Here is a 24230-nt window from a genome sequence, read left to right on the forward strand (position 1 = left end):
GCCTATCGCGTTGTCACGGCAATCGGAATGGACGATGACGCGCATGCGGTCCACAAGAACCGCGGGCCCATTTCCGTCCACGGCAGATCGAGGAAGCCACACATGAAACTGCATCCCGTGAAGGTGCATCCCTCCAAGGCGCTGCTGGCGCGCGAGGACCAGCTGGCCTGGAAGATGGCTGGCGTGGCGACGGACAAGGTGGCGGTGCCGAAGGACACCGCCGCGATGATCATCAACCGCATGATCGACAATGCCAGCGTGGCGATCGCCGCGATCAACCGCCGCCCCGTCGTCTCCGCCCGCGGCATGGCACTGGGCCATGCCAAGAAGGCCGGCGGCGCGACCGTGTTCGGCGTGAAGTCCGGCACCACCGTCTCCCCCGAATGGGCGGCCTGGGCGAATGGCACGGCGGTGCGCGAGCTCGACATGCACGACACCTTCCTGGCCGCCGACTATTCGCACCCCGGCGACAACATCCCGCCCGTTCTGGCGGTGGCGCAGGCCATGGGCCGATCGGGGCGGGACCTGCTGCGCGGCCTGGCCACGGCCTATGAGCTGCACATCAACCTGGTGAAGGCGATCTGCCTGCACGAGCACAAGGTCGACCACATCGCCCATCTCTGCCCCGCGGCGGCGGCCGGCATCGGCACGCTGCTCGGCCTGAAGCAGGAGGTGGTGTTCCAGTCCATCCAGCAGGCGCTGCATACCAGCATCTCCTTCCGCCAGTCGCGCAAGGGCGAGATCAGCAGCTGGAAGGCCTATGCCCCCGCCCATGCCGGCAAGCTGGCGGTGGAGGCGGTGGACCGCTGCATGCGCGGTGAGGGCGCGCCGAGCCCGATCTATGAAGGCGAGGATTCGGTCATCGCCTGGGTGCTCTCGGGCCGCACCCAGGCCGACAGCAAGGGCCGCAAGACGGTCTATGACCCTATCTACTACGAGGTGCCGCTGCCCGAGCCCGGCGAGGGCAAGCGCGCCATCCTGGACAGCTACACCAAGGAACACTCGGCCGAGTACCAGTCCCAGGCGCTGATCGACCTGGCCTTCCGGATGCGGGAGCAGATCGCGGACATGGAGGCGATCGAGAAGATCATCATCCATACCTCGCATCACACCCACTACGTGATCGGCACCGGCGCCAACGACCCGCAGAAGATGGACCCGAAGGCGAGCCGGGAGACGCTGGACCACTCCATCATGTACATCTTCGCCGTCGCCCTGCAGGACGGGCGCTGGCACCATGTGGACAGCTACGCGCCGAAGCGCGCCGGACGGGCGGATACGGTCCGCCTCTGGCACAAGATCGAGACCACCGAGGATCCGGAGTGGACGCGCAAGTACCACTCCCGCGATCCGAACGAGCTGTCCTTCGGCGGCCGGGTGGAGATCCTGATGAAGGATGGCTCCAGGCTGGTGGATGAGCTGGGCGTGGCGAACGCCCATCCGAACGGCGCCCGCCCCTTCGGCCGGGAGCAGTACATCCACAAGTTCCGCACCCTGACCGAGGGCATCATCACCACGCGGGAGCAGAACCGCTTCCTCGAACTGGTGCAGGACCTGCCGCGGCTGACGGCGGAGCAGCTGGCGGGGCTGAACGTGGTGCTGCCGGCGGGGACGCTGGCCGAGGCGAAGCCGGGCATCTTCTGATGGCCGCGGTGGCGCTGCGGGACGCGGTGGCGGGGGATGCGGCGGCTTTGGCGTGCATCTACCTGTCGGCGCGCCAGGCAGCGCTGCCCGGCCTGGTGGAACGCTTCGACACGACACAGGTGGCGGGCTGGCTGGCAGGGCATCTGATGGCCCGGCACGCCGTCCGCCTGGCCGAGGCCGAGGGCCTGCCGGTGGGCTATGTCGGCCACGGGGTGGATCCTCAGCACGGGCCGATGGTCTTCCACCTCTACATCCATCCCGACTGGCGGCGCCGCGGCCTGGGCAGGCTGCTGCTGGCGGAGGCGTTAAGCGCCCATGCCGGGCGCCTGTCGCTGTTCTGCATCGCGCGCAACGCCGCCGCGCGCCGCTTCTACGAGACGCAAGGCTTCCGCATCATCGGCCGGTCCGATGGCGCCGAGACGGAAGAAGGGGAGCCGGATCTGCTCTACGCGATCTCTCCCACGCCGAAACACGGAGAATCCCAATGACCGAACCCACCCTCTACAAGGGCCTCGTCGGCGTCTACGCCGATGTCTCCGCCATCTCCAAGGTGATGCCGGAGACCAACAGCCTGACCTATCGCGGCTATGCCGTGCAGGACCTCTGCGAGGAGACCGACTTCGAGCAGGTGGCCTATCTGCTGTGGAACGGGGAACTTCCCACCGCGGCGCAGCTTCAGGCCTTCCAGGCGGAGGAGCGCGCCAATCGCGCGCTGTCGCCGGCGCTGCTGCGCGTGCTGCGGGACTTCCCGAAGGACGCCCACCCGATGGACGCCATCCGCACCGCCGTGTCCTTCATGGGCATGGAGGATCCGGAGGCGGGCGATGTCTCCGACGCTGCCCAGCGGCGCAAGGCGATGCGGCTTTTCGCCAAGGCGCCCACCGCCGTGGCCGCGGCCAATCGCCTGTCGAAGGGGCTGGAGCCGATCGAGCCCGATCCCGCGCTGCCCTATTGCGAGAACTTTTTCCACCTGGTCTTCGGCAAGGTGCCGCAGCCGGAGGTTATCAAGTCCTTCGACGTCTCGATGATCCTTTACGCCGAGCACACCTTCAACGCCTCCACCTTCACGGCGCGGACGGTGACCTCGACCGGGGCGGACATCCACGGCGCCATCACCGCCGGCATCGCCGCCCTGAAGGGGCCGCTGCATGGCGGCGCCAACGAAGCCGTGATGCATATGTTGAAGGAAGTCGGCAGCCCGGAAGCGGCGGTGGACTGGCTGGAAGGCAAGTTCGACCACCGCGCCTTGGTGATGGGCTTCGGCCACCGCGTCTACAAGAGCGGCGACAGCCGGGTGCCCACCATGACCAAATACGCCGAGAAGATGGCAGAGGTGGTGGGCGACCGGCGCTGGATGGAGACCAGCCGCGTGCTGGCGAAGCAGATGCTGGAGCGCAAGAACATCCATCCCAACCTCGATTTCCCGGCAGGCCCCGCCTACTACCTGATGGGATTCGACATCCCGATGTTCACGCCGATCTTCGTCTGCTCCCGCATCACCGGCTGGGCGGCGCATGTCTTCGAACAGGCCGCCGACAACCGGCTGATCCGCCCGCTGTCGCACTACACCGGCGTGGAGCAGCGTGCGGTTCCGCCTCTCGCAGCAAGGGGTTAATGCAATCCGTCGCGCCGGCTTCGGTCGGCGCGACGCAGCGATTTGCGCCGGCCGTGGCCGGCGCGATGGGCATCGCGCGGCGTCCTTCCCGCATCCTGCGCCGCGCTTCGTGCACAGCGGATGCACAAGCCTGCACCGCTTTCGTGCGATTCCGTTTGACAGGCAGGTTGCACACACGGATAGCGTGACGATGCACGCATCGCTTGACGCGATTCGCGCAGCTTCCGCCGCCAGATTACGCGACAGAACGCTGCGCATCGCGACAGCGAGGTGCGCAGCAGGAAGGATCGGTCCATGGACCGCAGGCTCGTGGGGCAAAGGATCGTGCATCGCACGCCGCGTCCCGCACCGTCGCAGGACATCACCCTGGCGCTGCCACAAGGCGCCATCGTGATGCCGCCTTGCGGCGGGAGAGTGGTCGGGGAAGGCGTCGCGCGGCATTCCGTCGCGCGCCACGCAATGCGGCAGGGCGCCGCGCGCCATGCGATGCGGCAGAGCGCCGCAGCGCGGGCGCCTTTCACCGGCACCGGCGCGAGACGGACGGCGGCAGGACGTGGCACGGCGCGATACGGGATTCGTGCCGACCTCGGAACCGCAGGTTCCAACCTGACTTTGTGGGGTGCGGCGCGGCGCGAGCCGGGCAGCCCCGCCAGCACCAGCGGAACACCAATCACCGGAACGAAGCGGAGATCCTGACCAACATGACCGACATCAACGAGACCATCGCGACCGAAGAGGCCGCGTCGCGCGCCCAGCCGATGGCGATGGCCGCCGCCCGCAAGACGGCGAAGAAGCCGGCCGCGAAGAAGCCTGCGGCGAAGAAGCCGGCCGCGAAGAAGGCCGCGCCGAAGAAGGCCGCCGCTGCCAAGAAGCCGGCCGCGAAGAAGGCCGCGCCGAAGAAGGCCGTTGCCGCCAAGAAGCCGGCTGCCAAGAAGGCCGCGCCGAAGAAGGCCGCCGCTGCCAAGAAGCCGGCCGCGAAGAAGGCCGCGCCTAAGAAGGCCGCCGCGCCGAAGAAGGCCGCTGCTGCCAAGAAGCCGGCTGCCAAGAAGGCCGCGCCGAAGAAGGCTGCCGCGCCGAAGAAGGCCGCCGCTGCCAAGAAGCCGGCTGCCAGGAAGGCCGCGCCGAAGAAGGCCGCTGCGCCGAAGAAGGCTGCTCCGAAGAAGGCCGCCGCGCCGCGCAAGCCTTCGCCGACCGCCGCCGCCAAGGCCGCGTCCTCCGCCCGTTCGGAAGCCGCCCGCAAGGGTGCGGCGACCCGCGCCGCGAAGAAGGCCGCCGCCGCTGCGGCTGCTGCCTCCGACGCGCCGGCCGCGACGCCCGAGGCCGCTTCCTAAGCCTTACCTGCCATCCCGGCGAAAGGGCGTCGTCCGCTTGCGGGCGGCGCCCTTTTCGCGTCCGAGGCCCCACGCATGACCCCTCGCATCATCGCCCTGCCGCGCGACCAGCGGCATCGCCTGGCGCCGCTGCTGGCCCTCTATGCGGCGGAGATGCGCGGCGTGCTCAACGGCGCCGTCACGGCGGCGCCGGAGGCCCAGGCCGCGCTGCTGGCCGCGCATCCGGTGGCGGAGGTGCTGCTGGCCGAGGATGCGGCCGGCGCGCCGCTCGGCTTCGCCATTCTCTTCGACCTGCCGGAGGTGGTCTTCGCCCGCCATTGCGGCATGCTCGACGACCTGTTCGTGCGGCCGGAAGCGCGGGGCCGCGGCCTCGCCCGCGCGCTGATCGCCGCCGCCGTGGAGCAGGGCCAGGCGCGTGGCTGGAGCCATCTGCGCTGGATCGTGCCGGAGGGCGATGTCGCCGCCATCGCGCTCTATGACCGCATCGCGACCCGCGCCGACTGGCGCAGCTATGTGGTGCGGATCGACCCGGCCGCCTCGCTGTGAGTCAGCCGAAGGTCCGCAGCAGGTCGTCCACCTGTTCCGCGTTCAGGCTCCGCACGCCGGGCACGCCGCGCAGCAGCAGCGCGAGGCGCGCGGCCTCCTCCAGCTCCTCCGCCGCATGCACCGCTTCGGCCAGCGTGGCGCCGGAGACGACGGGGCCGTGGTTCGCCAGCAGCAGTGCCTTGGCCGCGCGCGCGGCCTCATGCACGGCCGGTTCCATCGCCGCATCGCCGGGTCGGTAGTAGGGCACGCAGGGCAGGCGGCGGCCGATGCGCATGACGAAATAGGGCGTCAGCGGCGGGATCTCGGCATCGCCGCCTTCCGGCGCGAGGCAGGAGATGGCGGTGGCGTGGGTGCTGTGCAGATGCACCACCGCCCCCGCCTCCGGCCGCGCATCCAGCACGGCGCGATGCAGGAAGACCTCCTTGGACGGCTTGTCGCCCGAGAGATGCGCCCAATCCGGGGCGAGCTTGCTGATCCGCCCCGCCTCCAGCCGGCCGAGGCAGGAATTGGTGGGCGTCATCAGATAGCCGTCCGGCAGCCGCACGCTGATATTGCCCGCGGTGCCGACGCTGTAGCCGCGCTCGAACAGGCTCTTGGCGAGTTCGACGAGCTGGGTGCGGGCGGCCTCTTCAGACATGGGCGAAGGCCTTCAGGAAGAAGTCGCGGGCACCGAAATTGCCGGACTTCAGGGCCAGATGAATCCCGGCAGGCTCCGCAAAGGTCCAGGGCACGCCGGGGTCGATCTCGGCACCGATGCGCAGCTGCCGCACGCCGAGCGCGGAGACCACGGCGCCCGAAGTCTCGCCACCCGCCACCACCAGCCGGCCGACGCCACGTGCCACCAACCCCTGCGCCACGGCCGCCAGCGCGTGTTCCACCAGCGCGCCGGCAGCGTCCCGCCCGACCTTCGCCTGCAGCGCCGCCACCTTCTCGGGCGGCGCGCTGGCGGCGATCACCACCGGTGTCTCGGCATTCAGCTTGCCCTCGGTCCAGGACAGGGCCTGCGCCGCCAGCGCGGCGGCATCGGGGGTTGCCAGCACATCGAGCTCCAGCACAGGCGCGTGGTCGCGGGCAAAGCCGATCTGGCCGAGCGTGGCGCGCGAACAGCTGCCGGCGACGACCGCGCAGAAACCTTTGGCGGGCGGCAGGTCCGCGGCGTCGGGTCGCAGCGGCAGCAGGCCGCGCGCGCGGAAATTGGCCGGCAGGCCCATGGCGATGCCGGAGCCGCCGGTGATCAGCGGATGGCTCGCCGCGGCTTCCCCGATCGCGACCAGATGCGCATCCGTCACCGCATCGACGATGGCATAGCGCCGGCCGCCCTCGGCCAGGCGGGTCATGGCGTCGCGGATGGCATGCGCGCCCTGTTCCACCACGGCGAAGGGCACCAGCCCCACCGAGCCCTCCGTCTGCCGGCCCAGCACGCGCACCAGGTTGGGGTCGCGCATCGGCGTCAGCGGATGGTTCTCCATGCCGCTCTCGTTCAGCAGATGCGCCCCGGCAAACAGGTGCCCCTGGTAGATGCTGCGGCCATTGGCGGGGAAGGCCGGGCAGGCCAGGGCGAAGCCGGCGCCGAGGCGCTTCAGCAGCGCATCCGCGACGGGGCCGATATTGCCGGCATCGGTGCTGTCGAAGGTGGAGCAGTATTTGAAGAACAGCTGCTTCGCGCCTGCGGCCAGCAGCGCCTCCGCCGCCGCCAGGCTCTCGGCCACGGCCTCCGCCGCCGGCGTGGTACGCGACTTCAGCGCGACGACGATCGCATCGGCCTCGGGCAGCGGACCGTCTGGCACGCCGATCACCTGCACCGTCGCCATGCCGTGCTTCACCAGCATGGAGGCGAGGTCGGTCGCGCCCGTGAAATCGTCGGCGATGCAGCCGAGCAGCAGGGGCATGTCTCTATTCCTTGGGCGGCAGGCATAGCACATCGGCATGGCCGATGCGGGCGGAAAGGCGGGCGAGGCCGGCCTGGGCGCGGCGGTCCACGGCCCAATGCAGGATCCGGCTTCGGTCGCGGCGCAGCTGGCCCATGGCGGCCTGGGCATGGCCGCTGGCGAGCTGCGCCACCATCTCGGGGTCCTGGCGCGGAATCCGCCAGTCGCTCGGCGCGCGCTGCACGCTGTAACCGTGCGCCGCGAAGGCCGCCGCGATCACGCCCGGCGCGCGGGCGCCCAGCGCGATGCCACCGAATCCCTTGTCGCGTAGCTGGTCGCGGGCGAAGCCGCGGGCTACCAGCGCATCGGCCCGGTGCGGCGGGTCGAAGCGTTCGCGGCCGGTGACGTTCAGCGCGGCATAGAAGGGCAGCCGGTGCTTCGCGCAGCCGGCGGCCATGCGCGAGACCCAATCCTCGGAGACGAGGTCGCAGAGCGCGGTGTTCACCACCGCATCCACCTGGCCGAGCGGCAGGCCCTGCGGCGCCTCGCGCAGATCGGCGATCAGCCCTTCCATCCGCCAGGCGCCGCCGGGCGCATGCACCAGCAGCGTCTTGCGATTGGCGAAGGTGGCGGGCCAGTCCTGGTCCTCGGCGAAGGCGGCCGTGGTGGTGAAGGCGCGCGACAGCAGCCCGCCATCCGCATCCACCAGCGTCCAGGCCTGGGCGCGGCCGATGATGGGCGCCATCCAGCGCATCAGGGACCCGGTGCCGGCGCCGAGATCCAGCAGCCGCGGCCGCGCCGGCAGGGCGGCGGCCAGTTGCTCGGCGAGCGCCAGGTTGCGTGCGGCGCCGTCATGCGGCTCGCGCAATTCCAGCCAGTCGCCATCGAAGCTCTCGGCCATGTCAGCCTGCCTTGTCGAGTTCGGCGAGGAAGGCCGTCGCGCGATCCTCCCAGCGCGGCAGCTTCTGGCCGGCGGCCCAGGCGGCCTCCGCCATTTCCGCGCGCAGGTCGGTGTCGAAGATCACGCGGCGCATCGCCTTGCCGAGCGAGACCACGTCGCCGGGCGGGGAGATCACGCCCGCCGCCACCGGCACCACCTCCGCGATCGCGCCGCCGGCGGTGATGGCCACGGGCAGGCCGCGCGCCAGCGCCTCGGCCGCGGCCATGCCATAGCCCTCCCAATGCGTCGCCAGCGCGAACAGGTCCGCGCCAGCCCAGAGCGCGTCCAGCTGCGCACCCGAAACCTCGCCGGCGAAGGTGACGCGGTTCGCCAGGCCCAGCTCCTCCGCCAAAGCGCGCAGGCCATCCGCATGCACCGCATCGCGCGGCGGGCCGACGATGGTCAGCGTCCAGTCCAGGTCGGAAAGTCCGCCGAGCGCCCGCAGCAGCACGTCATGCCCCTTGCGCGGCACCAGCGTGCCGATGGTGAGGATGGCGCAGCCCGGCCCGCCGGAGCCGGTGCTGCGCGGCGCCGGATCGGTGCCCGGCTCCACCACGCCGATGCGCGCTTCCTCCACGCCGAATTCCGGCGGCAGGCGGCGTGCGGTCAGCGGGCTGGTGGCGACGAGGCGGGCGAAGGCCGGGAACATCGCCTGTTCCGCCGCGCGCAGCGCATCGCGCACCGGGCCGGGATTGCCGTGTTCCAGCGCGGTCGGGTGGTGGATCAGCCCGACCGCCTTTCGCTGCACCAATTCCTCCAGCTGCGGCTGGAAGGCGGGCAGGCCGAGGCCGTCGATGATGATGCGCGCATCGGGCGGCACGGCGTCCAGCGCCGCGCGGGCGCCGGCCAGCGCCTCGGTATCCGGCAGCGGATGCACGCCGGGCAATTCGATCACCTGCACGGCATGGCCCTGGGCGCGCAGGCCGGCGACCAGGCGGCGGTCATAGCCGTAGCCGCCCGAAATGGCGTCGAAGGGGGCGGGGACGAGAAAGGCGATATCCACAGGTCAGACAGGTCCCTCGAAGGCGGCCCAGGCGACGTGGCTTTCGCGCAGCAGGATCTTCAGGCCGGTCACCGCGCGGCCGCCATCGCCCAGCACGCCATCCCGGCAGGCCTTGGCCAGCAGCCCGTGGATATGCAGGCAGAGATATTCGGTGGTGGTGTTCTTGCCCGCAAAAACCTCCTCGGCATCGAGGTTGCGGTAGTCCAGCGGCGCAAGGATGGCGCGCAGGTGATCCTTCGCCAGGCCGATATCGACCAGCAGATGCAGGTCATCCAGCTGCGGCGCGCGGAACTCCGCCTCTACGATGAAGGTCGCGCCATGCAGCCGCTGGGCGGGGCCGAAGGCTTCGCCGCGGAAGGAATGGGCGATCATGATGTGATCGACGACGGTCAGGCTGAACATGCGCACACTCACTCTTATAGATAGGTGACGACGGGGCAGAGCGGTTGATGTGCGCCCGATGGTGGCGACAGCAAGGCGCCATAGGCCTCCGGCAGGTCGGAAAACGCCGTGTCGGGGCCGAGCAGCGCATCGAGGCGCGCATCGTCCAGCAGCGACAGGGCCAGCGCGAGGCGTTCCCCATGCGTGCGGCGGCCGCGCATCGCGGGGGCGACATGGCCGACCTGGGTGGAGATCAGCGACAGGCGTTTCGAATGAAAGGCCTCGCCCAGTGGCAGCTCGCAGGACTTGTCGCCGAACCAGGAGGCCTCGACCACGCGCCCCTCGAAGCCGCAGCGCGACAGCGCCAGGCGCAGGCCTTCCGCGCTGGCCGAGGCATGGATCACCAGGTCGCGTTCCGCGGGCGCCTCCGCCGGCGCACAGAAGGTCGCGCCGAAGGACTGCGCCAGCTCGGCGCGGGAGGCGTCGAGGTCGCAGACATGCAGGTCGAGGCCGGGGATGCGGCCAAGCAGGAAGGTGACCAGCAGCCCCACCACGCCGGCGCCGACCACCAGCACCCGCTCCCCGACCAGCGGCCGCGCATCCCACAGGATGTTCACCGCGGTTTCCATATTCGCGCCGAGCACCGCGCGGCGGTCCGGCACGGCATCGGGGATGGGGATGCACATGCCGGCGGGCGCCACGAAGGCATCATGGTGCGGGTGCAGGCAGAAGACGCGCTTGCCGTGCAGATGCGCGGGCCCGGCCTTCACCGTGCCGACCGCGGCATAGCCATAGGAGAGCGGTGCCGGAAACTCGCCGTATTGCAGCGGCGCACGCATCGCCGGCCATTGGCTTTCGGGCACGTGGCCCGCGAAGACCAGGCGTTCGGTGCCGCGCGAGATGCCGGAGGCGTGGGTGACGACCAGCGCCTGGTCGGGGCCTGGCACGTCCAGCTCCTGCCCGCGCAGCTCGGCCTGGAAGGGGGCGGTGATCCAGAGAGCCTGGGCCTTCATGGCGCGGAACCTTCAGAGCAGATGCCAGGCCGCGCGCGGCCGAGGGCGATGTCGAAGAGCATATCCTCGCCTATGCGGTGCGGGGTCCATTCGAAACGCAGCCCCTGGGCGATGCGGTTCGCCGGCGGCAGGGAAAAGGCGGGGATGCCGGAGCCCAGGATGATGGGGGCCACGGTCAGGTGCAGCCGGTCCAGCAGGCCGGCCGCCAGGAAGGCGGAGACGGTGCGCCCGCCGCCTTCGACGAAAATTTTTGTCAGTCCGCGCGCGGCGAGGTCGCGCAGCAGGCCGGGCAGGTCCGGCTGCACCAGCACCTCCGCCTGGCCATGCGTCGCGGCGCCGGGCGTGCTGGCCACCAGCAGGGTAGGCGCCGCATTGTCACAAAAAACCTTGTGCGTGGCGGGCAGGCGGCGCTGCGGGTCCAGCACCACGCGCACCGGGTTCGGGCCGGTCACTTCGCGGGTTGTCAGCCGCGGATCGTCGTGATGCACGGTGCCGGCGCCGACCAGCACCACGTCACACAGCGCGCGCAGGCGATGCGTGTGCAGGATATCGCCGCGCCCGCCGATCCATTGGCTGGACCCGTTGTCGCAGGCGATGCGCCCATCCAGCGTCTGCGCCAGACGGCCGATCACGATGCAGCCATCGGGCGCCGTGGGCGGCGTCAGCAGCGGCGCGAAGAGCTGGCCGAGCGTGCCGGGCGGCACGGCGCCGTCGGCGCGCGCGGCCAGCAGCGCGTTCCAGTCGGCGGTTTCGGTGGCGAGGGCTGCGTCTGTCATCTGCGGGGGATGCTATGCCGAAGCGGCAGGATTGCGGCAACTCGCGCCTCAGCGCAGCGACGCCCCCGGGAACAGCGGCAGCAGCAGCTCCGCCGCCATGCCGGCCAGCAGCGGCAGCGCAAAACTCGCCATCAGCCGCAGCACGATGAACCGGCCGCCGAGGATCGGCAGTTCCCAGGCCAGGGTCCGATGCATGCCAAGGATCGCCCAGCCGGAGATCAGCGCCACCATCTGCGCCGGCCCCGCGCCCGCCTTCAGGAAGCCCAGCACCAGCGGGAAGGTCACGAAGGGCCCGCCCGGCAGCATGCCGCCGGCCAGCGAGGCCAGCACCACGCCCACGAAGCCGCTATCCGGGCCCAGCCATTGTTCCGCCCAGCCGGCCGGGATCAGCTCCGCGATGAAGGCGGCCATGGGCAGCGCCATCAGCATCACCGGCAGCACGCGCCACAGCGCGCCGCCCGCATCCGCCACCGCGCGACGGCCGAGCGCCGGGCTGCGCCGCAGGCACATGGCCAGCGCGCCGAGCGCCACCACCCAGATGGCGATCACGCCGAAGCTCATGCCGCGCGGTCCGGCCGCGTGGTGGCCACGCCCTGCATGCCGGGCGCATCCGCGGGGCTCCAGCGGATCGGCAGCCAGCGCGCGATCAGCCCGGCCAGGATCGGCAGCGGCAGGCCGCAGAGCAGGCGCAGCAGGGCGAAGTCATGCCCGAGGATCGGCAATTCCCACACGACGATGCGCTGGAAGCCGTTCAGCGACCAGGCGAGCACGAAGGCGATCAGCGCGCCGCGATCGGCCCCGGCCTGGGCCAGCACCAGCACGACGGGAAAGGCAGCCACCGGCCCGCCCGGCATGGCCATGCCTGCGGCGGTCGCCACCAGCAGCCCGCGCAGCCCGCTCTCGGCCCCCATCCAGCGGGCCAGCGCGCCGGGCGGCACCAGCTGGCGCAGCGCGGCAGAAAGCAGCAGCCCGCCGAGGATGGAGGGCAGCACGGTCAGGATCAGGTCCCAGGTGGCGCCCAGCGCATGCTGCACGGCAGCCCAGCCGCGCAGCCACCAGACCGCGAGGGCGGAGGCCAGGGTCAGGGCGGAAATAACCAGGAATGTTGCGTTGCGGCGGAGCATGCGGGGACGCCAAGCTGCGCCCCCGCATGCGATCCGGCAAGCGGCCCCGCCGTGACAGAGTCAGGCGCGGGCGGAGAGCGACAGCGGCGCATGCCGCCCGTCGCGGTGCAGCCCGCGGTCGCCATAGGTGCCGGGACCCGAGGGGCGGGTGGCGCCGGCGATGGTCTCGATGACGCGCGACTGCAGGTCGATGGCGCGTTCCAGCAGGCGGCGATTCTCCGCGCCCAGGTCGCGCAGCCGCAGCGCCAGCTCCTCCACCCGGGCGCGATCGGCGCCCTGCGCCTTGCTGTCGGTACGGCTGGCCGCGTCATAGGCGGCGGCGAAGGCGTCGGAGGCCTGCTGCTTCGGCCGCGCCAGGGCGGCGGCGGAGGTCAGGTCGAGTCGGGCCAGTGCCTCGTTCTCGGCGCGCAGCGCCTCGGTCAGGCGTTGGGCAGCGACGATCAGCGGCTGCATCATGGGGAAGATCCTTCCGGGGTGGCGGTGGGGGAGCGTGTCGTGCCGTTTTGGGTGCCGTGGTTTTGGCGGGCGTGGCTTTGTGCCGCCGGGTCTTGTCCGGCGAGGCGGGTGAGCTCGCGCAGCACCGCCTCTCCGATTCCGAGGCCGCCGGCCTTGGCCAGGTCCTTGGCGATGGCGTCGACCAGCATCGGGCGCCACTGGCCCTCCGCCGCGCCGCCGCCGAAGGGGGCCTTGGTGTCCAGCCCCTGGAACATCGGCTGCAGCAGCGCGCCGAGGGCCTGGGCCTCGAAATCCTGGGCCGCGCGCCGCAGCCCGGCCGGGTTCTGATTGCCGCGCGGCGTGGCCAGCGGGGCAGGGGCGGCGGTGGCGCGCGGGGGGGGGATGCTCATCAGCGCACCTCCAACTCGGCCTGCAGCGCGCCGGCCGCCTTGATGGTCTGCAGGATGGTGATCATGTCGCGCGGCCCGACGCCCAGGCCGTTCAGCCCGCGCACCAGCTCCTCCAGCGTCACGCCGCCGCGCAGGATGCCGAGGCGTCGGTCCGCCTGGTCGTCCACCTCCACATTGGTGCGCGGCACCACCGCGGTCTGCCCGCCGGCCAGCGCATTGGGCTGCACCACCTGCGGCGTTTCCGTGATGCGGATGGTCAGGTTGCCCTGGGCGATGGCCACGGTGGACAGCCGCACATTGGCGCCCATGACGATGGTGCCGGAGGCTTCCTCGATGACGACCCGGGCGATCTGGTCCGGCTGCACGCGCAGCTGCTCGATCTGGGCGATGAAGGCGACCGAGTCGCGCCCGGTGAGGCTGACGCTGACGGTGCGCGGGTCGGTGGCCGTCGCCGGATTGCCGCCGGTGCTGCCATTGATGACGGCGGCGATGCGCCGCGCCGTGGTCAGGTCCGGGTTGCGCAGCGACAGGCGCAGCCGGTCGCCGCCGGCAAAGCTGTAGGCCACCTCGCGTTCCACCGTCGCGCCATTGGCGATCCGGCCGGCGGTCGGCACGCCGCGGGTGACGGAGCCGGCGGCGCCGCGGGCGGACACCGCGCCGGTGACGATCGGCCCCTGCGCCACCGCATAGACCTCCCCATCCGCGGCCAGCAGAGGGGTGACCAGCAGCATGCCGCCGGTGAGGTTCGTGGCATCCCCCAGGGCGGAGACGGAAATGTCGATCCGGCTGCCGGTGCGGGCGAAGGCGGGCAGATTGGCGGTGACCATCACCGCCGCGACGTTCCGCGTATCCAGCTGGCGTTCCTGGTCGCGCGTGTTCACGCCGAGGCGTTCCAGCACGCCGATCAGCGACTGCCGGGTGAAGACCGCGCTGCGCAGCTTGTCGCCGGTGCCGTTCAGCCCGACCACCAGGCCGTAGCCGACCAGCTGGTTCTCGCGCATGCCCTCGACATCCGCGATGTCCTTGATGCGCACCTGGGCCAGGCCGCCCATCGGCGAGAGGAGCAGGATGAACAGCAGCACGGCCAGGCCGCGCCGCAGGTCGCTCATCCTCAGGCAAGGTTTTGTCGCCACACTGCTCCTCCTCGCCGCCGCCATCCTGGTGGAGGGGCGCGGGGGTGCCTCCGCAAGCCCTGTGCCAGGGCGGAGGCGGTCCGCAGGGCGTTCCAGGCGGCAGGATTTGCCGGGGCGGGGCAGGGGCTGCCGATGGGCCTGCCGACTGGCCGGCAGATTTGGGCGGCAGATTTGGGCGGAGGAGAATGCCGATGACGGTGGGACCGGTGCGGCCGACGGGGTTCAGCGGCGTGCAGGCGGGAAGGGCGCGTCGCGCGGGCGCCGCCTTCGCCCTGCCCGGCACGCCGGAGGAAACCGCCGCCCCGCCGGCGGCCAGCGCCCCGGCCGACCTGACCGGGCTGCTGGCGCTGCAGGAATCCGGCACCCCGGCGCCGCCCGAGGCGCCCGCCGAGCGGGGCCGCAAGCGCGCCAACCGGGCGCTGGAGGAGCTGCGCGGGCTGCAGCTGGACCTGCTGCGGGGCTCCGCCGGGGATGCCGCCCGGCTGGAGCGGTTGGAGCGCCTGGCCGCGCCGCCGGAGCCGGGCGTGGAGCCGGCGCTGGCCGCGCTGCTGGCCGAGGTTCGGCTGCGCGCCCGGCTGGAGTTGGCCCGCCGAACCGTCGCGCGACCGTCATCCAACTGAAAACCGCGCGCAGATCAGGAACTTGCGCCGAAACGAGGCCTTGCACCCGCCCCATTGCCGCCACTATGGTCCGGCCGCTTTCGCCACCCGGGCGCGGGGCCCTGGGCGGCAAAGTTGGGGAAGTCCTGCCATGCTGGTAACCTTGCCGCCGGACTATCGTCCGAGCAGCGACGAAGAGTTCATGAACCCGCTCCAGTTGGAGTATTTTCGACAGAAGCTGCTGAAGTGGCGGAGCGACCTGGTGCGCGAGGCGGGGGAGACCCTGACCTCCATGGGCCAGGGCGGCATCATCGAGGCGGACCTGACCGACCGCGCCAGCGTGGAGACCGACCGCGCGCTGGAACTGCGCACCCGCGACCGGGCCCGCAAGCTGATCTCCAAGATCGACCAGGCGCTGGAGCGGGTGGAGAACGGGACCTACGGCTATTGCGAGGAGACCGGGGAGCCGATCGGCCTGCGCCGGCTGGAGGCCCGCCCGATCGCCACCCTGTCCATCGAGGCGCAGGAGCGGCATGAGCGCATGGAGCGGGTCCACCGCGACGACTGAGCGCCGAAGGCTCGCCTGGCGGGCGGGCCCGACAGGTTGCGGCTATCGCTGCCATAGGCGACCGGCGGATTGCCAGGGCGGCTGCGGCGCCGGCAACATCGGGCGTCCAGGAGGCTTCCCACCATGCAGGCATCGCCCATCGCCATCTTCGCGGCCGGCTTCATCGCCGGCGGCATCCTCCTCGGCGGCGTCGTCGCCCAGGCCCGGATCCACATGCTCACGACGGCCGTTGGGGGCGTTCCGCCGAATTCGGAAGGCAGCCTGCTCTGCGTGACGGCCACCAATGCCATTCGCGCGACCACGGGGGCCAGCCGCAACGCGAGCGTCAATGTGCCCGGTGGCGTGGGGGTATCGTACGGCGTGACCATGCGCTGCCCGCCCTGAGGCCGGCGCCGCCGCCTCAGGCAGAGTGGTCCCGCCTCAGGCGGAGGGGTCCAGCAGGTCCTTCTTGCCGGCGCGATAGGCGCGCTGCGACGAGGCCTGGCGGCGGCGCTGCATCGCCTGCGCCGCCCGGTCCCGCGCCCCGCTGGCCTCGGCCAGCTCCTGCTCCAGCTTGCGGAAATGCGCCCAGCGCGCGGCATCCAGCGCGCCCGCCTCCAGCGCCGCGCGCACCGCGCAGCCGGGCTCGGTGGTGTGGCTGCAATCGCCGAAGCGGCATTGGCTGGCCAGCTGCTCGATATCCTCGAAGACCGTGCCGAGGCCGGCCTCGGCCTCGACCAGCCCGACCTCCCTTATGCCCGGCGTATCCAGCAGCAGCCCGCCGCCGGGTAGCAGGATCAGGTGGCGGGCGCTGGTGGTGTGGCGGCCGCGGGCATCGGCCGCGCGGATTTCCTGAGTCGCCATCCGCTGCTCGCCCAGCAGGGTGTTCACCAGCGTGGACTTGCCGACGCCGGAGGAGCCGATCAGGACGCAGGTCTCGCCCGGCCGGATCTGCGCCCGGATGGCGTCGAGCCCGATTCCCTGGCGCGCCGAGACGACCAGTACCGGGCAGCCGGCGGCCAGCTTCGCGACCTCCGCCGCCGCGGCTTCCGGCGCCTCGGACAGGTCGGCCTTGGTCAGCACCAGCACGGGCCGCGCGCCGCTCTGCCAGGCGGCGGCCAGGAAACGCTCCAGCCGGCGCGGATTGAGGTCCGCATTCAGCGAGGTGACGACGAAGACCACGTCGATATTGGCGGCGATCACCTGCAGGGTCTGCTGGCTGTCCGCCGCCCGGCGGATGAAGGCGGTGCGGCGCGGCAGCACGGCATGGATGGTGGCGCTGCCCTGGTCGGGCTTGGCGGCCAGCGCCACCCAGTCGCCGGCCGCCGGATAGCCCGCCTGCCGCGCCGCATGCCGCAGCCGGCCGGAGAGCCGGGCCTCCAGGATGCCGAGGTCGGTCGCGACCAGATCGGCCTCCCGCCGCTGCACGACGATGCGGCCGGGGATATGGCCGGCGGCTTCATGCGGGGCGAAGGCCTGCGCCCAGGACTCGGACCAGCCATAGGCCCCGATCAAGAGGCCGGCCCTCGCGCCGGCATCAGCCCACCCAGTCCGGCGGCGCGTCGTCCAGCTCGGGCGGCGGGCTGGCGGTGGGGTCGCGGCGGGGCAGGCGGGCGTCGTTTTCCGTCACCTTGCCGACGCGGTTGTCGACCGGCCAGGCCAGCAGCTCCTCCGCCGGGCAGGGCACCAGAAGCTCCTGCAGGTCCTCGGGCTCCGCCGGTTCCTCGCCCAGCCAGGCATCCCAGACCTCGAAGGGCAGCACCACGGGCATGCGGTGATGCACCAGGGCCTGCTTCTCATTCGCCTCCGTCGTGATGACGGTGAAGGTGCGCAGCCAGGCGCCGTCCGGCTGCTTCCAGCCCTCCCACAGCCCGGCCACCGCCATGGGCTCGCCGCTCGCCAGCGCCACGGCATAGGCCTGCTTGCTGCCATCCTCGGCCTTCTTCCATTCGTAGAAGGCATCCATCGGCACCAGGCAGCGGCGCTTGCGGAAGGCCTCGCGGAAGGAGGGTTTCTCGGCGATGCCATCGGCGCGGGCGTTCATCAGCTTCGCCGCGTCCTTCGTATCCGTGGCCCATCGCGGCACCAGACCCCAGCGCAGCCGGTCCAGGTGGCGTTCGCCGCTTTCCGGATGCCGGCGCACCACCAGGCTGTCCTGCGTGACGGCGATGTTCCAGGAGGCGGCGTGGTTGGGGATGGGATTGGTCGTGGCGAAGAACTGCGCCAGTTCGGAAGGCGATCGCTGCAACAGGTACCTTCCGCACATCCGCCGGCGCGCTCCCTTTCCTGGCCGTGGGCAGCCTAGCCTGCCTGCGCGCGGACGGGAAACGCGGGTCAAGGGAATGTCACGGATGCAACTCATGGAAGTATTATAAATACAAACAATCCACCATATGGCGAAAACCTGCTGAATTTGTGGCGAAAATACGGCTTGCGGGCGCTTTCCGGGGTTGTCCGGGCTGGCCTCATCGGGAATAGCCACAGGGCGACCAAGACCGCAGGGAGAACGACAATGACCATTCGCACCGCAGCCGCGGCCTTTGCCATGCTCGGCACCGTCGCAATGGCGACCCCCGCCGCCGCGCAGCAGGACACGCTGCGCTTCATGACCGGGCCGCAGGGCGGGTCCTGGGTGCCGATCGCCGGCGCGCTGAAGAACATCTGGGAACGCGCCATCCCCGGCCTGACCGTGCAGACCCTGCCGGGTGCGGGCGTCGCCAATGTCCGCGGCGTCGGCGGTGGCCGGGCGCAGGTGGCCTTCGGCAATTCCATCAGCACCGTGGACGGCCTGGCCGGCCGCGCACCCTTCCCCGAGGCGGTGAGCAATGTCTGCAACATCGGCTCGCTCTATCCGCAGTGGTTCCAGGTGGTCGCGCTGGCCGATTCCGGCATCAACTCGATCGAGGACATGCGCGGCAAGCCGATCGCGCTGCAGCCGCGCGGCAATACGGCCGAGGTGGTGACGCAGCACATCCTGCAGGCGGCCGGCATGTCCTACAGCGATGTCCGCGCCAGCTTCCAGTCCAGCTACACGGATGCGGTGGGCCTGCTGCGCGACGGCCATGCGCAGGTCTTCACGCTCGGCACCACCATCCCGGCGAGCTCGGTGATGGACCTGGCGAGTGCGCGCAACATCCGGATCGTCGACCTGTCCCGCTATGTCGACCGGATGCGGGAGATCAATCCCGGCTACCAGGGCGCGCCGCTGCCGGCCGATACCTATCCGCAGCAGCAGGGCAGGCCGACGCAGATCACCTACACGGCGCATCTGATCACCAACTGCGACCGCAATCCGGAGCAGGTGTACCAGATGGTGAAGCTGCTGTGGGAGAACGTGGACACGCTGCGCAACATCGTCAGCGCGATGCGCGAAAGCACGCCGGCGACGGCGGCGGCCGATATCGGCGTGCCGATGCATCCGGGCGCGGCCCGCTTCTACCGCGAAGCGGCGTCCCGCTGAGAACGTGACAAGGCGCGCCCGGCCCGGCTGGGCGCGCGAGATGACAGGAAGGGCCGGATGACGCGCTGCCGCGGCAGCACCGTCGCCGGCCCTGATGCTTCCGACCCGCAACAAGATTACGCAGCGTCCAGGATACGGGAATCACGGCGATGAGCTACGCGCGCGCCATGCATTGGTTGGCCGGCACCGTCGCGGCCGCCATGGCCGTCTATCATATGTGGGCCATCGCCGCCTCGCCGCCCGAGGCGGTGATCTTCCGCGGCACCCATCTGCTGTTCGCGATGGCGCTGGTCTTCATCCTGTTCCCGCTGCGCCAGCGAAAGGATGCCGAGCAGCGTGCGCCGGGGCCGGAGGACTGGCTGCTCTGCGCGCTGTCCATCTGGGCGGTGGGCCGGCTGTTCGTCGACTACGACTGGCTGGTGAACCGCATTCCCTATATCGACGATCCGCGTCCCGCCGATGTGATCGGCGGCTGGCTGCTGGTGGCCCTGATCCTGGAGGCGACGCGCCGCGTCATCGGCTGGGCACTGCCGGTCACGGCGCTGGTCTTCCTGAGCTGGTCCTATTTCTTCACCGATGTCGGCGCGCTGGCCATGCTGGACCAGCTGTACCTGACGACGGACGGCATCTTCGGCTCCACGCTGGGCGTCTCCGCCGGCTTCGTGGTGATCTTCGTGCTGTTCGGCTCCTTCATGGAGCGGTCGGGCGTCGGCAAGCTGTTCATGGACTTCGCCCTGGCGCTGACCGGGCGCAGCAGCGGCGGTCCCGGCAAGGTGGCGGTGATCTCCTCCTCGCTCTTCGGCTCCGTCTCCGGCTCCGCCGTCGCCAATGTGATGGTGACGGGGCAGGTGACCATCCCGCTGATGAAGCGCAGCGGCTTCCGGCCGCAATTCGCGGCGGGGGTGGAGGCGGTGGCCAGCACCGGCGGGCAGATCATGCCGCCGATCATGGGCGCTGCCGCCTTCGTCATGGCGGAGTTCCTGGGCGTCGGCTATCTGCAGGTCATCACCTGGGCGCTGATCCCGGCGCTGCTCTATTACGTCGCGACCTTCGCCGCCGTGCATTTCGAGGCGAAGCGCTCCGGCCTCGCCGGCCTGCCGGAGCATGAGGTGCCGAAGCTCGGCAATGTCATGCGGGAAAGCTGGCACCTGTTCCTGCCGATCCTGGTCATCATCATCGGCCTGTTTGCCGGCTATTCCGCGCCGCTGGTGGCGCTGATCGCGACACTGGCCTGCTTCCCCGCCGCCGCGCTGCGCGCCAACAGCCGCCACCACGTCAGCTTCCTGGGCGTGTGGGAGGCGCTGCTGGATGGCGCGCGCAATGCGCTCGGCATCGCCATGGCGTGTGCCTGCGCGGGCATCGTCATCGGGCTCATCGCGCTCACCGGCCTCGGCATCACCTTCACCCAGCTCGTGGTGAATGTGGCGGACAACAACCTGATCTTCGCCCTGGTGCTGACCATGATGGCGGGCATCATCCTCGGCATGGGGATGCCGACCACGCCGGCCTATATCGTCATGGTCTCCCTGCTGGTGCCGGCGCTGATCGCCATGGGCGTGGTGGTGCCGGCGGCGCACCTGTTCGCCTTCTACTTCGCCATCCTCTCGGCCATCACGCCGCCGGTGGCGCTGGCCGTCTTCGCCGCGGCGGGGCTGGCCAAGACGGATATGTGGAGCAGCGGCTGGGCGGCGATGAAGATCGGCGCGGCGGGCTTCATCGTGCCCTTCATCTTCGTCTTCCAGCCGGCGCTGCTGCTGATCGGCAGCTGGGGCGAGGTGGCGCTGGCGGTGGCCAGCGCGACGGCGGGCTGCCTGCTGCTGGCCGCGTCCCTGCACGCCTACCTGCTCCGGCCCATGCCGATGTGGGAGAGGGTGGCGCTGTTCGTCGCGGCGCTGGCCCTGATCAAGCCCGGCCTCTGGACCGATGGCATCGGCATCCTCTTCGGCGGCGGCGTGCTGCTGCTGCAGCTGGTGCAGCGCCGCCGCGCCACCGCGGCGGCCTGAGCCCCACCGCGCGTAGCGCGGCCAGACCGTTCCGCGGAGCGCAGCGCGGCCCGACTGTTCCGCCGCGCGCAGCGGCGGGCAACGCGGGCTCGCCGCCCGCGTTCCTCCGTCTCACCAGCACAAGGACTGACCCGATGCCGCAGATCAAGACCCGCGACGGCACCCAGCTCTATGCCAAGATCTGGGGCAGCGGGCGCCCCGTGCTGCTGACCCATGGCTGGCCGCTTTCCGCCGATAGCTGGGACGACCAGGCGATGGCGCTGGCCGAGGCCGGTTTCCAGGTCATCGCCTATGACCGCCGCGGCTTCGGCCGGTCCGAGCAGCCCTGGACGGGCTACGACTACGACACGCTGGCCGACGACCTGGCCGATGTGATGCAGGCGACCGGGGCCCAGGACGCCGCCATCATCGGCTTCTCCATGGGTGGCGGCGAGATTGCGCGCTACATGTCCCGCCACGGCGGCAAAAGCGTGCGCCAGGCCGGGCTGATCGCCTCGGTCGTGCCCTATATGCTGAAGACGCCGGACAATCCCGAAGGCGTGGCGCAATCCGTCTTCGACGAAATGTTGGCGCAGCTGAAGGCCGACCGGCCTGGCTTCTTCGCCGCCTTCTTCAAGCAGTTCTATGGCGTCGGCATGCTCTCCAGCCCGGTGAGCAGCGAGCTGGTGGACTGGACGGTGCAGACCGCGATGCTGGCCGGGCTGAAGCCGACGCTGGCCTGCGCCGCCGCCTTCGCCACCACCGATTTCCGGCCCGACCTGCCGGCCATCACGGTGCCGACGCTGATCGTCCACGGCACGGCGGATGCCACCGTGCCGATCGATGCCTCCGCCCGCCCCGCCGCGCGCGGCATCCGCCAGGCGCAGCTGATCGAGTATGATGGCGCGCCGCATGCCCTGGCCGCCACGCACAAGGACCGGCTGACGCAGGACCTGCTGGCCTTCCTGCGCAGCTGAACCCCCTAGAAGGGCAGGATCGTATCCAGGATCTGCTGCCCGTAGCGCGGGGCCTGTACGTCGGACAGCGTGCCCCGCCCGCCATAGGCGATGCGCGCCTCCGCCAGCCGGTCGTGCTTCACCGTATTGTCGCTGGCGATGTCCTGCGGCCGGATCACGCCGGTCACGGTCAGGTCGCGCAGCTCATGGTTCACCCGCACCTGCTGCCGGCCGGCGACGACGAGGTTGCCGTTCGGCAGCGTCTGGGTGACGGTGGCCGCCAGGCGCAGCGTCACCGTTTCCGTCCGCCGCATGGTGCCTACGCCGCTGCTGGTCTGCGCGCCATTGGTCTGCACCAGCGCGGAGGGGTCGATCGTATTGGGCAGCAGGCGGGTGAGGGAGCTTTCCAGCCCCAGCAGCCGCGGCAGGCCCAGCGTATCGGTGCCCTCGCGCTCACGCTCCGTGGTGTTCTGCAGCTGGGCGGTATCCTGGATGCTGACCAGCACCGTGATCAGGTCCCCCACCGAGGCGGCGCGCTGGTCGCGCAGGAAGGTCCGGCTGCCGGGGCGCCAAAGGCTGTTGCCGCCATGGGTCGGCGCCTGCGGCGTCGGCATCGGCATGCTGACGGGCTGGTAGCCCGGCGCCGCGGTGGGGCTGGTGACCGGCGCCAAGGCGGGGGCGCGGCCGATTTCGGACAGGCGCTCGCAGGCCGGCAGCGCCAGCAGCAGCGGCAGCAGAAGGCGAAGACGGGTCATCGGCGGGACTCCACACGGACACGGCCGGGCCCGATCACCCGTGCCTCCACCACGATTCGGCTGCCGAGGTTCATCACCGGCACCAGGGCGCCGCGCGCCGCCCCTTCCATCGCGCGGCCCTGCGCGGTCACGGCCAGGCCGGGGATGTCGTACTGCATGGTCACGGTGCTGCCGCGCTCCACCACCAGGGGCTGCGACAGGTTCACCATCATCAGCGGCTGGCCGGGCGCGGCCGGGCGCCGCAGCGCCTGGCCCACGGCCTGATCCACGCGGCTGGCAACCCCCGGGCGCAGCTGGGTGGCGGCCACGCGCTGCAGCCGCACATCCTCGGGCTGCAGCACCTCGCCCGCCGCCAGGCGGCGCGCGGCCACCAGCATCTCCGCCGTCACCACGGCGCGGCCGGCCACGCGCAGGCGCTGCGTCGCCATGCCCTCCGCCATCACCGCCAGGCTCGCGCCGAAGCGCTGCGTCGCCGGGTCGAAGACCACCTGCTCCACGGCGACCTGCGGAAAGGCAGCGGCCGGGATCAGCGGCGCGTTGAAGGCCTGCAGCTCCAGCTCGGCCTCCTCCTCCGCCCCCTGCGCGCGCAGCGCGATGCGCAGCGGCTCCATCACATCCTCCCGCGCCAGGGCGCGGCCGGGGCGGTCCAGCACCACGCGATCGGCACCGCCGGAGGGGCGCCAGGCGATGTTGTTGCGCCGCGCGATGGCTGCCAGCTGCGCGGCCTCCACCACCAGCTGCTGGCCGGGGGCGGGGGCGGGGCCGAGCGGCGTGGCGCCGCGCGCGCCCAGCCCCTCGAACAGGTCCTCGAGCTTGACCGTCGCATCCTCCACCATCGCGAAGGGGCGCAGCCGCGCCATCTCCTGCGCCAGGGCGGGTTGCGCGAAGGCCAGCAGCAGCAGGGGCAGGATGCGCATGGCCTTCACCGCAGCCGCGACAGGGTGGAGAGCATTTCGTCGCTGGCCGAGATGACGCGGCTGTTCATCTCATAGGCCCGCTGGGCGGTGATCAGGTTGGTGATCTCCTGCACCACATTGACGTTGGAGGTCTCGACGAAGCCCTGCAGCACCTGGCCGAAGCCGGGCGCGCCGGGTGCGCCCTGCTGCGCGGCGCCGGAACCCGGGGAGGCCAGCAGCAGGTTGTCGCCGATCGCCTCCAGCCCCGTCTCATTGGCGAAGATCGCGAGCTGGATCTGCCCCACATTCTGCGGATCCACCTGGCCATCCAGCTTGGCCAGCACCTCGCCATTGGCATTGATGGTGACGTCGCGTGCCGCTGCCGGAATGGCGATGCCGGGCTGCACCACATAACCATCCGCCGTCACGATCGTGCCCTCGGGCGACAGCGCGAAGGTGCCGTCGCGGGTATAGGCGGTCTCGCCGGAGGGCAGGGTGATCTGGAAATAGCCATTGCCGCGGATGGCGAGGTCGAAGCGGTTCTCGGTCTGCGACAGGTTGCCCTGTTCGGAGATGCGGTAGATCGCGCCGGTCTTCACGCCGAGGCCGACCTGCGCGCCGGACGGCAGCACGCTGCCGGTATCGGCGGACTGACTGCCGACGCGGCGCAGGTTCTGGTAGATCAGGTCCTGGAATTCGGCCCGCCGGCGCTTGTAGCCGGTGGTGCTCATATTCGCGATGTTGTTGGAGATGACCTCGACGTTCGTCTGCTGGGCCATCATGCCGGTCCCAGCGATGTGCAGGCTACGCATTTTC

29 protein-coding genes are annotated in these 24230 nt (G+C 71.0%); 12 read left to right on the top strand and 17 right to left on the bottom strand.

Going from position 1 to position 24230, the window contains the following annotated elements; all coding sequences use genetic code 11:
* The first annotated feature begins 102 nt into the window (after positions 1–102).
* The 6 genes from J3S20_RS07275 to J3S20_RS07300 all read left to right on the top strand — a co-directional run bounded on the left by J3S20_RS07275 (position 103) and on the right by J3S20_RS07300 (position 5136).
* Positions 103–1644, top strand: coding sequence for an MmgE/PrpD family protein (locus J3S20_RS07275; RefSeq protein ID WP_216835788.1), 1542 nt, complete (start codon positions 103–105; stop codon positions 1642–1644).
* Complete coding sequence (locus J3S20_RS07280; RefSeq protein ID WP_216835789.1) at positions 1644–2132, top strand: GNAT family N-acetyltransferase; 489 nt, start codon at positions 1644–1646, stop codon at positions 2130–2132. Before J3S20_RS07275 ends, J3S20_RS07280 begins: the two co-directional genes overlap by 1 nt.
* Positions 2129–3259, top strand: coding sequence for a bifunctional 2-methylcitrate synthase/citrate synthase (locus J3S20_RS07285; protein ID WP_216835790.1), 1131 nt, complete (start codon positions 2129–2131; stop codon positions 3257–3259). The genes J3S20_RS07280 and J3S20_RS07285 overlap by 4 nt, the downstream gene beginning before the upstream one ends.
* 294 nt (positions 3260–3553) lie before the next feature.
* Positions 3554–3955, top strand: a complete 402-nt coding sequence (locus J3S20_RS07290) for a hypothetical protein (protein ID WP_216835791.1) — start codon at positions 3554–3556, stop codon at positions 3953–3955.
* Positions 3956–3960: 5 nt separating this feature from the next.
* Complete coding sequence (locus tag J3S20_RS07295; protein ID WP_216835792.1) at positions 3961–4590, top strand: hypothetical protein; 630 nt, start codon at positions 3961–3963, stop codon at positions 4588–4590.
* 75 nt (positions 4591–4665) lie between these two features.
* A complete protein-coding gene (locus tag J3S20_RS07300) occupies positions 4666–5136 on the top strand; it encodes a GNAT family N-acetyltransferase (RefSeq protein ID WP_216835793.1) in 471 nt (156 codons plus the stop codon).
* A 1-nt stretch (position 5137) separates the two neighbouring features.
* Here J3S20_RS07300 and otnC read toward each other — a convergent pair whose 3' ends face one another.
* The 12 genes from otnC to J3S20_RS07360 are packed head-to-tail and all read right to left on the bottom strand — an operon-like array spanning position 5138 to position 14195.
* The gene (otnC, locus tag J3S20_RS07305) at positions 5138–5773 is read right to left on the bottom strand and encodes a 3-oxo-tetronate 4-phosphate decarboxylase (protein ID WP_216835794.1); all 636 of its coding nucleotides are present in this window, start codon (positions 5771–5773) and stop codon (positions 5138–5140) included.
* Positions 5766–7025: a 3-oxo-tetronate kinase gene (gene otnK, locus J3S20_RS07310; RefSeq protein ID WP_216835795.1), complete on the bottom strand. Its 1260-nt coding sequence runs from the start codon at positions 7023–7025 to the stop codon at positions 5766–5768. The genes otnC and otnK overlap by 8 nt, the downstream gene beginning before the upstream one ends.
* A 4-nt stretch (positions 7026–7029) precedes the next feature.
* A complete protein-coding gene (locus J3S20_RS07315; RefSeq protein WP_216835796.1) occupies positions 7030–7905 on the bottom strand; it encodes a class I SAM-dependent methyltransferase in 876 nt (291 codons plus the stop codon).
* Position 7906: 1 nt separating this feature from the next.
* Positions 7907–8947, bottom strand: a complete 1041-nt coding sequence (locus J3S20_RS07320) for a glycosyltransferase family 4 protein (protein WP_216835797.1) — start codon at positions 8945–8947, stop codon at positions 7907–7909.
* 3 nt (positions 8948–8950) lie between these two features.
* A complete protein-coding gene (locus tag J3S20_RS07325; protein ID WP_216835798.1) occupies positions 8951–9349 on the bottom strand; it encodes a 6-pyruvoyl trahydropterin synthase family protein in 399 nt (132 codons plus the stop codon).
* A 14-nt stretch (positions 9350–9363) separates the two neighbouring features.
* Positions 9364–10341 (bottom strand): zinc-dependent alcohol dehydrogenase, encoded by a 978-nt coding sequence (locus J3S20_RS07330; protein WP_216835799.1) that lies wholly within the window; start codon positions 10339–10341, stop codon positions 9364–9366.
* Entirely contained in the window at positions 10338–11117 is a 780-nt protein-coding gene (locus tag J3S20_RS07335; protein WP_216835800.1) for a RibD family protein, read from the bottom strand. The genes J3S20_RS07330 and J3S20_RS07335 overlap by 4 nt, the downstream gene beginning before the upstream one ends.
* 48 nt (positions 11118–11165) lie before the next feature.
* Positions 11166–11678, bottom strand: a complete 513-nt coding sequence (locus J3S20_RS07340; RefSeq protein WP_216835801.1) for a permease — start codon at positions 11676–11678, stop codon at positions 11166–11168.
* Positions 11675–12241: a permease gene (locus J3S20_RS07345; RefSeq protein ID WP_216835802.1), complete on the bottom strand. Its 567-nt coding sequence runs from the start codon at positions 12239–12241 to the stop codon at positions 11675–11677. The genes J3S20_RS07340 and J3S20_RS07345 overlap by 4 nt, the downstream gene beginning before the upstream one ends.
* A 60-nt stretch (positions 12242–12301) precedes the next feature.
* A complete protein-coding gene (locus tag J3S20_RS07350; RefSeq protein ID WP_216835803.1) occupies positions 12302–12697 on the bottom strand; it encodes a hypothetical protein in 396 nt (131 codons plus the stop codon).
* Positions 12694–13086 (bottom strand): rod-binding protein, encoded by a 393-nt coding sequence (locus J3S20_RS07355; RefSeq protein ID WP_216835804.1) that lies wholly within the window; start codon positions 13084–13086, stop codon positions 12694–12696. The genes J3S20_RS07350 and J3S20_RS07355 overlap by 4 nt, the downstream gene beginning before the upstream one ends.
* Positions 13086–14195: a flagellar basal body P-ring protein FlgI gene (locus tag J3S20_RS07360; protein ID WP_216835805.1), complete on the bottom strand. Its 1110-nt coding sequence runs from the start codon at positions 14193–14195 to the stop codon at positions 13086–13088. Before J3S20_RS07360 ends, J3S20_RS07355 begins: the two co-directional genes overlap by 1 nt.
* Before the next feature lie 215 nt (positions 14196–14410).
* Here J3S20_RS07360 and J3S20_RS07365 point away from each other — a divergent pair, with 215 nt between their 5' ends.
* The 3 genes from J3S20_RS07365 (at position 14411) to J3S20_RS07375 (ending at position 15770) form a co-directional block, all read left to right on the top strand.
* Positions 14411–14839 carry a flagellar assembly protein FliX gene (locus J3S20_RS07365; protein WP_216835806.1) on the top strand — a complete coding sequence of 143 codons (429 nt, stop codon included), beginning with the start codon at positions 14411–14413 and terminating at the stop codon, positions 14837–14839.
* A gap of 133 nt (positions 14840–14972) precedes the next feature.
* Entirely contained in the window at positions 14973–15386 is a 414-nt protein-coding gene (gene dksA / locus J3S20_RS07370; protein ID WP_216836391.1) for an RNA polymerase-binding protein DksA, read from the top strand.
* Between the two features lie 123 nt (positions 15387–15509).
* Complete coding sequence (locus tag J3S20_RS07375) at positions 15510–15770, top strand: hypothetical protein (RefSeq protein WP_216835807.1); 261 nt, start codon at positions 15510–15512, stop codon at positions 15768–15770.
* Positions 15771–15806: 36 nt separating this feature from the next.
* Here the strand turns inward: J3S20_RS07375 and rsgA are convergent, their stop codons facing one another.
* A complete protein-coding gene (gene rsgA, locus J3S20_RS07380) occupies positions 15807–16880 on the bottom strand; it encodes a ribosome small subunit-dependent GTPase A (RefSeq protein ID WP_216835808.1) in 1074 nt (357 codons plus the stop codon).
* 22 nt (positions 16881–16902) lie between these two features.
* Positions 16903–17631, bottom strand: coding sequence for an SOS response-associated peptidase (locus J3S20_RS07385; RefSeq protein ID WP_216835809.1), 729 nt, complete (start codon positions 17629–17631; stop codon positions 16903–16905).
* A gap of 246 nt (positions 17632–17877) precedes the next feature.
* Here J3S20_RS07385 and J3S20_RS07390 point away from each other — a divergent pair, with 246 nt between their 5' ends.
* From J3S20_RS07390 to J3S20_RS07400, 3 genes are all read left to right on the top strand, one after another.
* A complete protein-coding gene (locus tag J3S20_RS07390; RefSeq protein WP_216835810.1) occupies positions 17878–18825 on the top strand; it encodes a TAXI family TRAP transporter solute-binding subunit in 948 nt (315 codons plus the stop codon).
* 149 nt (positions 18826–18974) lie between these two features.
* Positions 18975–20828: a TRAP transporter permease gene (locus J3S20_RS07395; protein WP_216835811.1), complete on the top strand. Its 1854-nt coding sequence runs from the start codon at positions 18975–18977 to the stop codon at positions 20826–20828.
* Between the two features lie 134 nt (positions 20829–20962).
* Positions 20963–21784 carry an alpha/beta fold hydrolase gene (locus J3S20_RS07400; RefSeq protein WP_216835812.1) on the top strand — a complete coding sequence of 274 codons (822 nt, stop codon included), beginning with the start codon at positions 20963–20965 and terminating at the stop codon, positions 21782–21784.
* Positions 21785–21789: 5 nt separating this feature from the next.
* Here J3S20_RS07400 and flgH read toward each other — a convergent pair whose 3' ends face one another.
* Genes flgH through flgG form a run of 3 tightly spaced genes read right to left on the bottom strand, consistent with a single transcriptional unit; the run spans position 21790 to position 24226 of the window.
* Positions 21790–22518 carry a flagellar basal body L-ring protein FlgH gene (gene flgH, locus J3S20_RS07405; protein WP_216835813.1) on the bottom strand — a complete coding sequence of 243 codons (729 nt, stop codon included), beginning with the start codon at positions 22516–22518 and terminating at the stop codon, positions 21790–21792.
* Positions 22515–23435 (bottom strand): flagellar basal body P-ring formation chaperone FlgA, encoded by a 921-nt coding sequence (gene flgA, locus J3S20_RS07410; protein WP_216835814.1) that lies wholly within the window; start codon positions 23433–23435, stop codon positions 22515–22517. The genes flgH and flgA overlap by 4 nt, the downstream gene beginning before the upstream one ends.
* Positions 23436–23440: 5 nt before the next feature.
* The gene (flgG, locus tag J3S20_RS07415) at positions 23441–24226 is read right to left on the bottom strand and encodes a flagellar basal-body rod protein FlgG (protein ID WP_216835815.1); all 786 of its coding nucleotides are present in this window, start codon (positions 24224–24226) and stop codon (positions 23441–23443) included.
* Between the last annotated feature and the right edge of the window lie 4 nt (positions 24227–24230).

The organism is Falsiroseomonas tokyonensis (genome assembly GCF_019024325.1).
Taxonomy (GTDB): Bacteria; Pseudomonadota; Alphaproteobacteria; order Acetobacterales; family Acetobacteraceae; genus Falsiroseomonas; species Falsiroseomonas tokyonensis.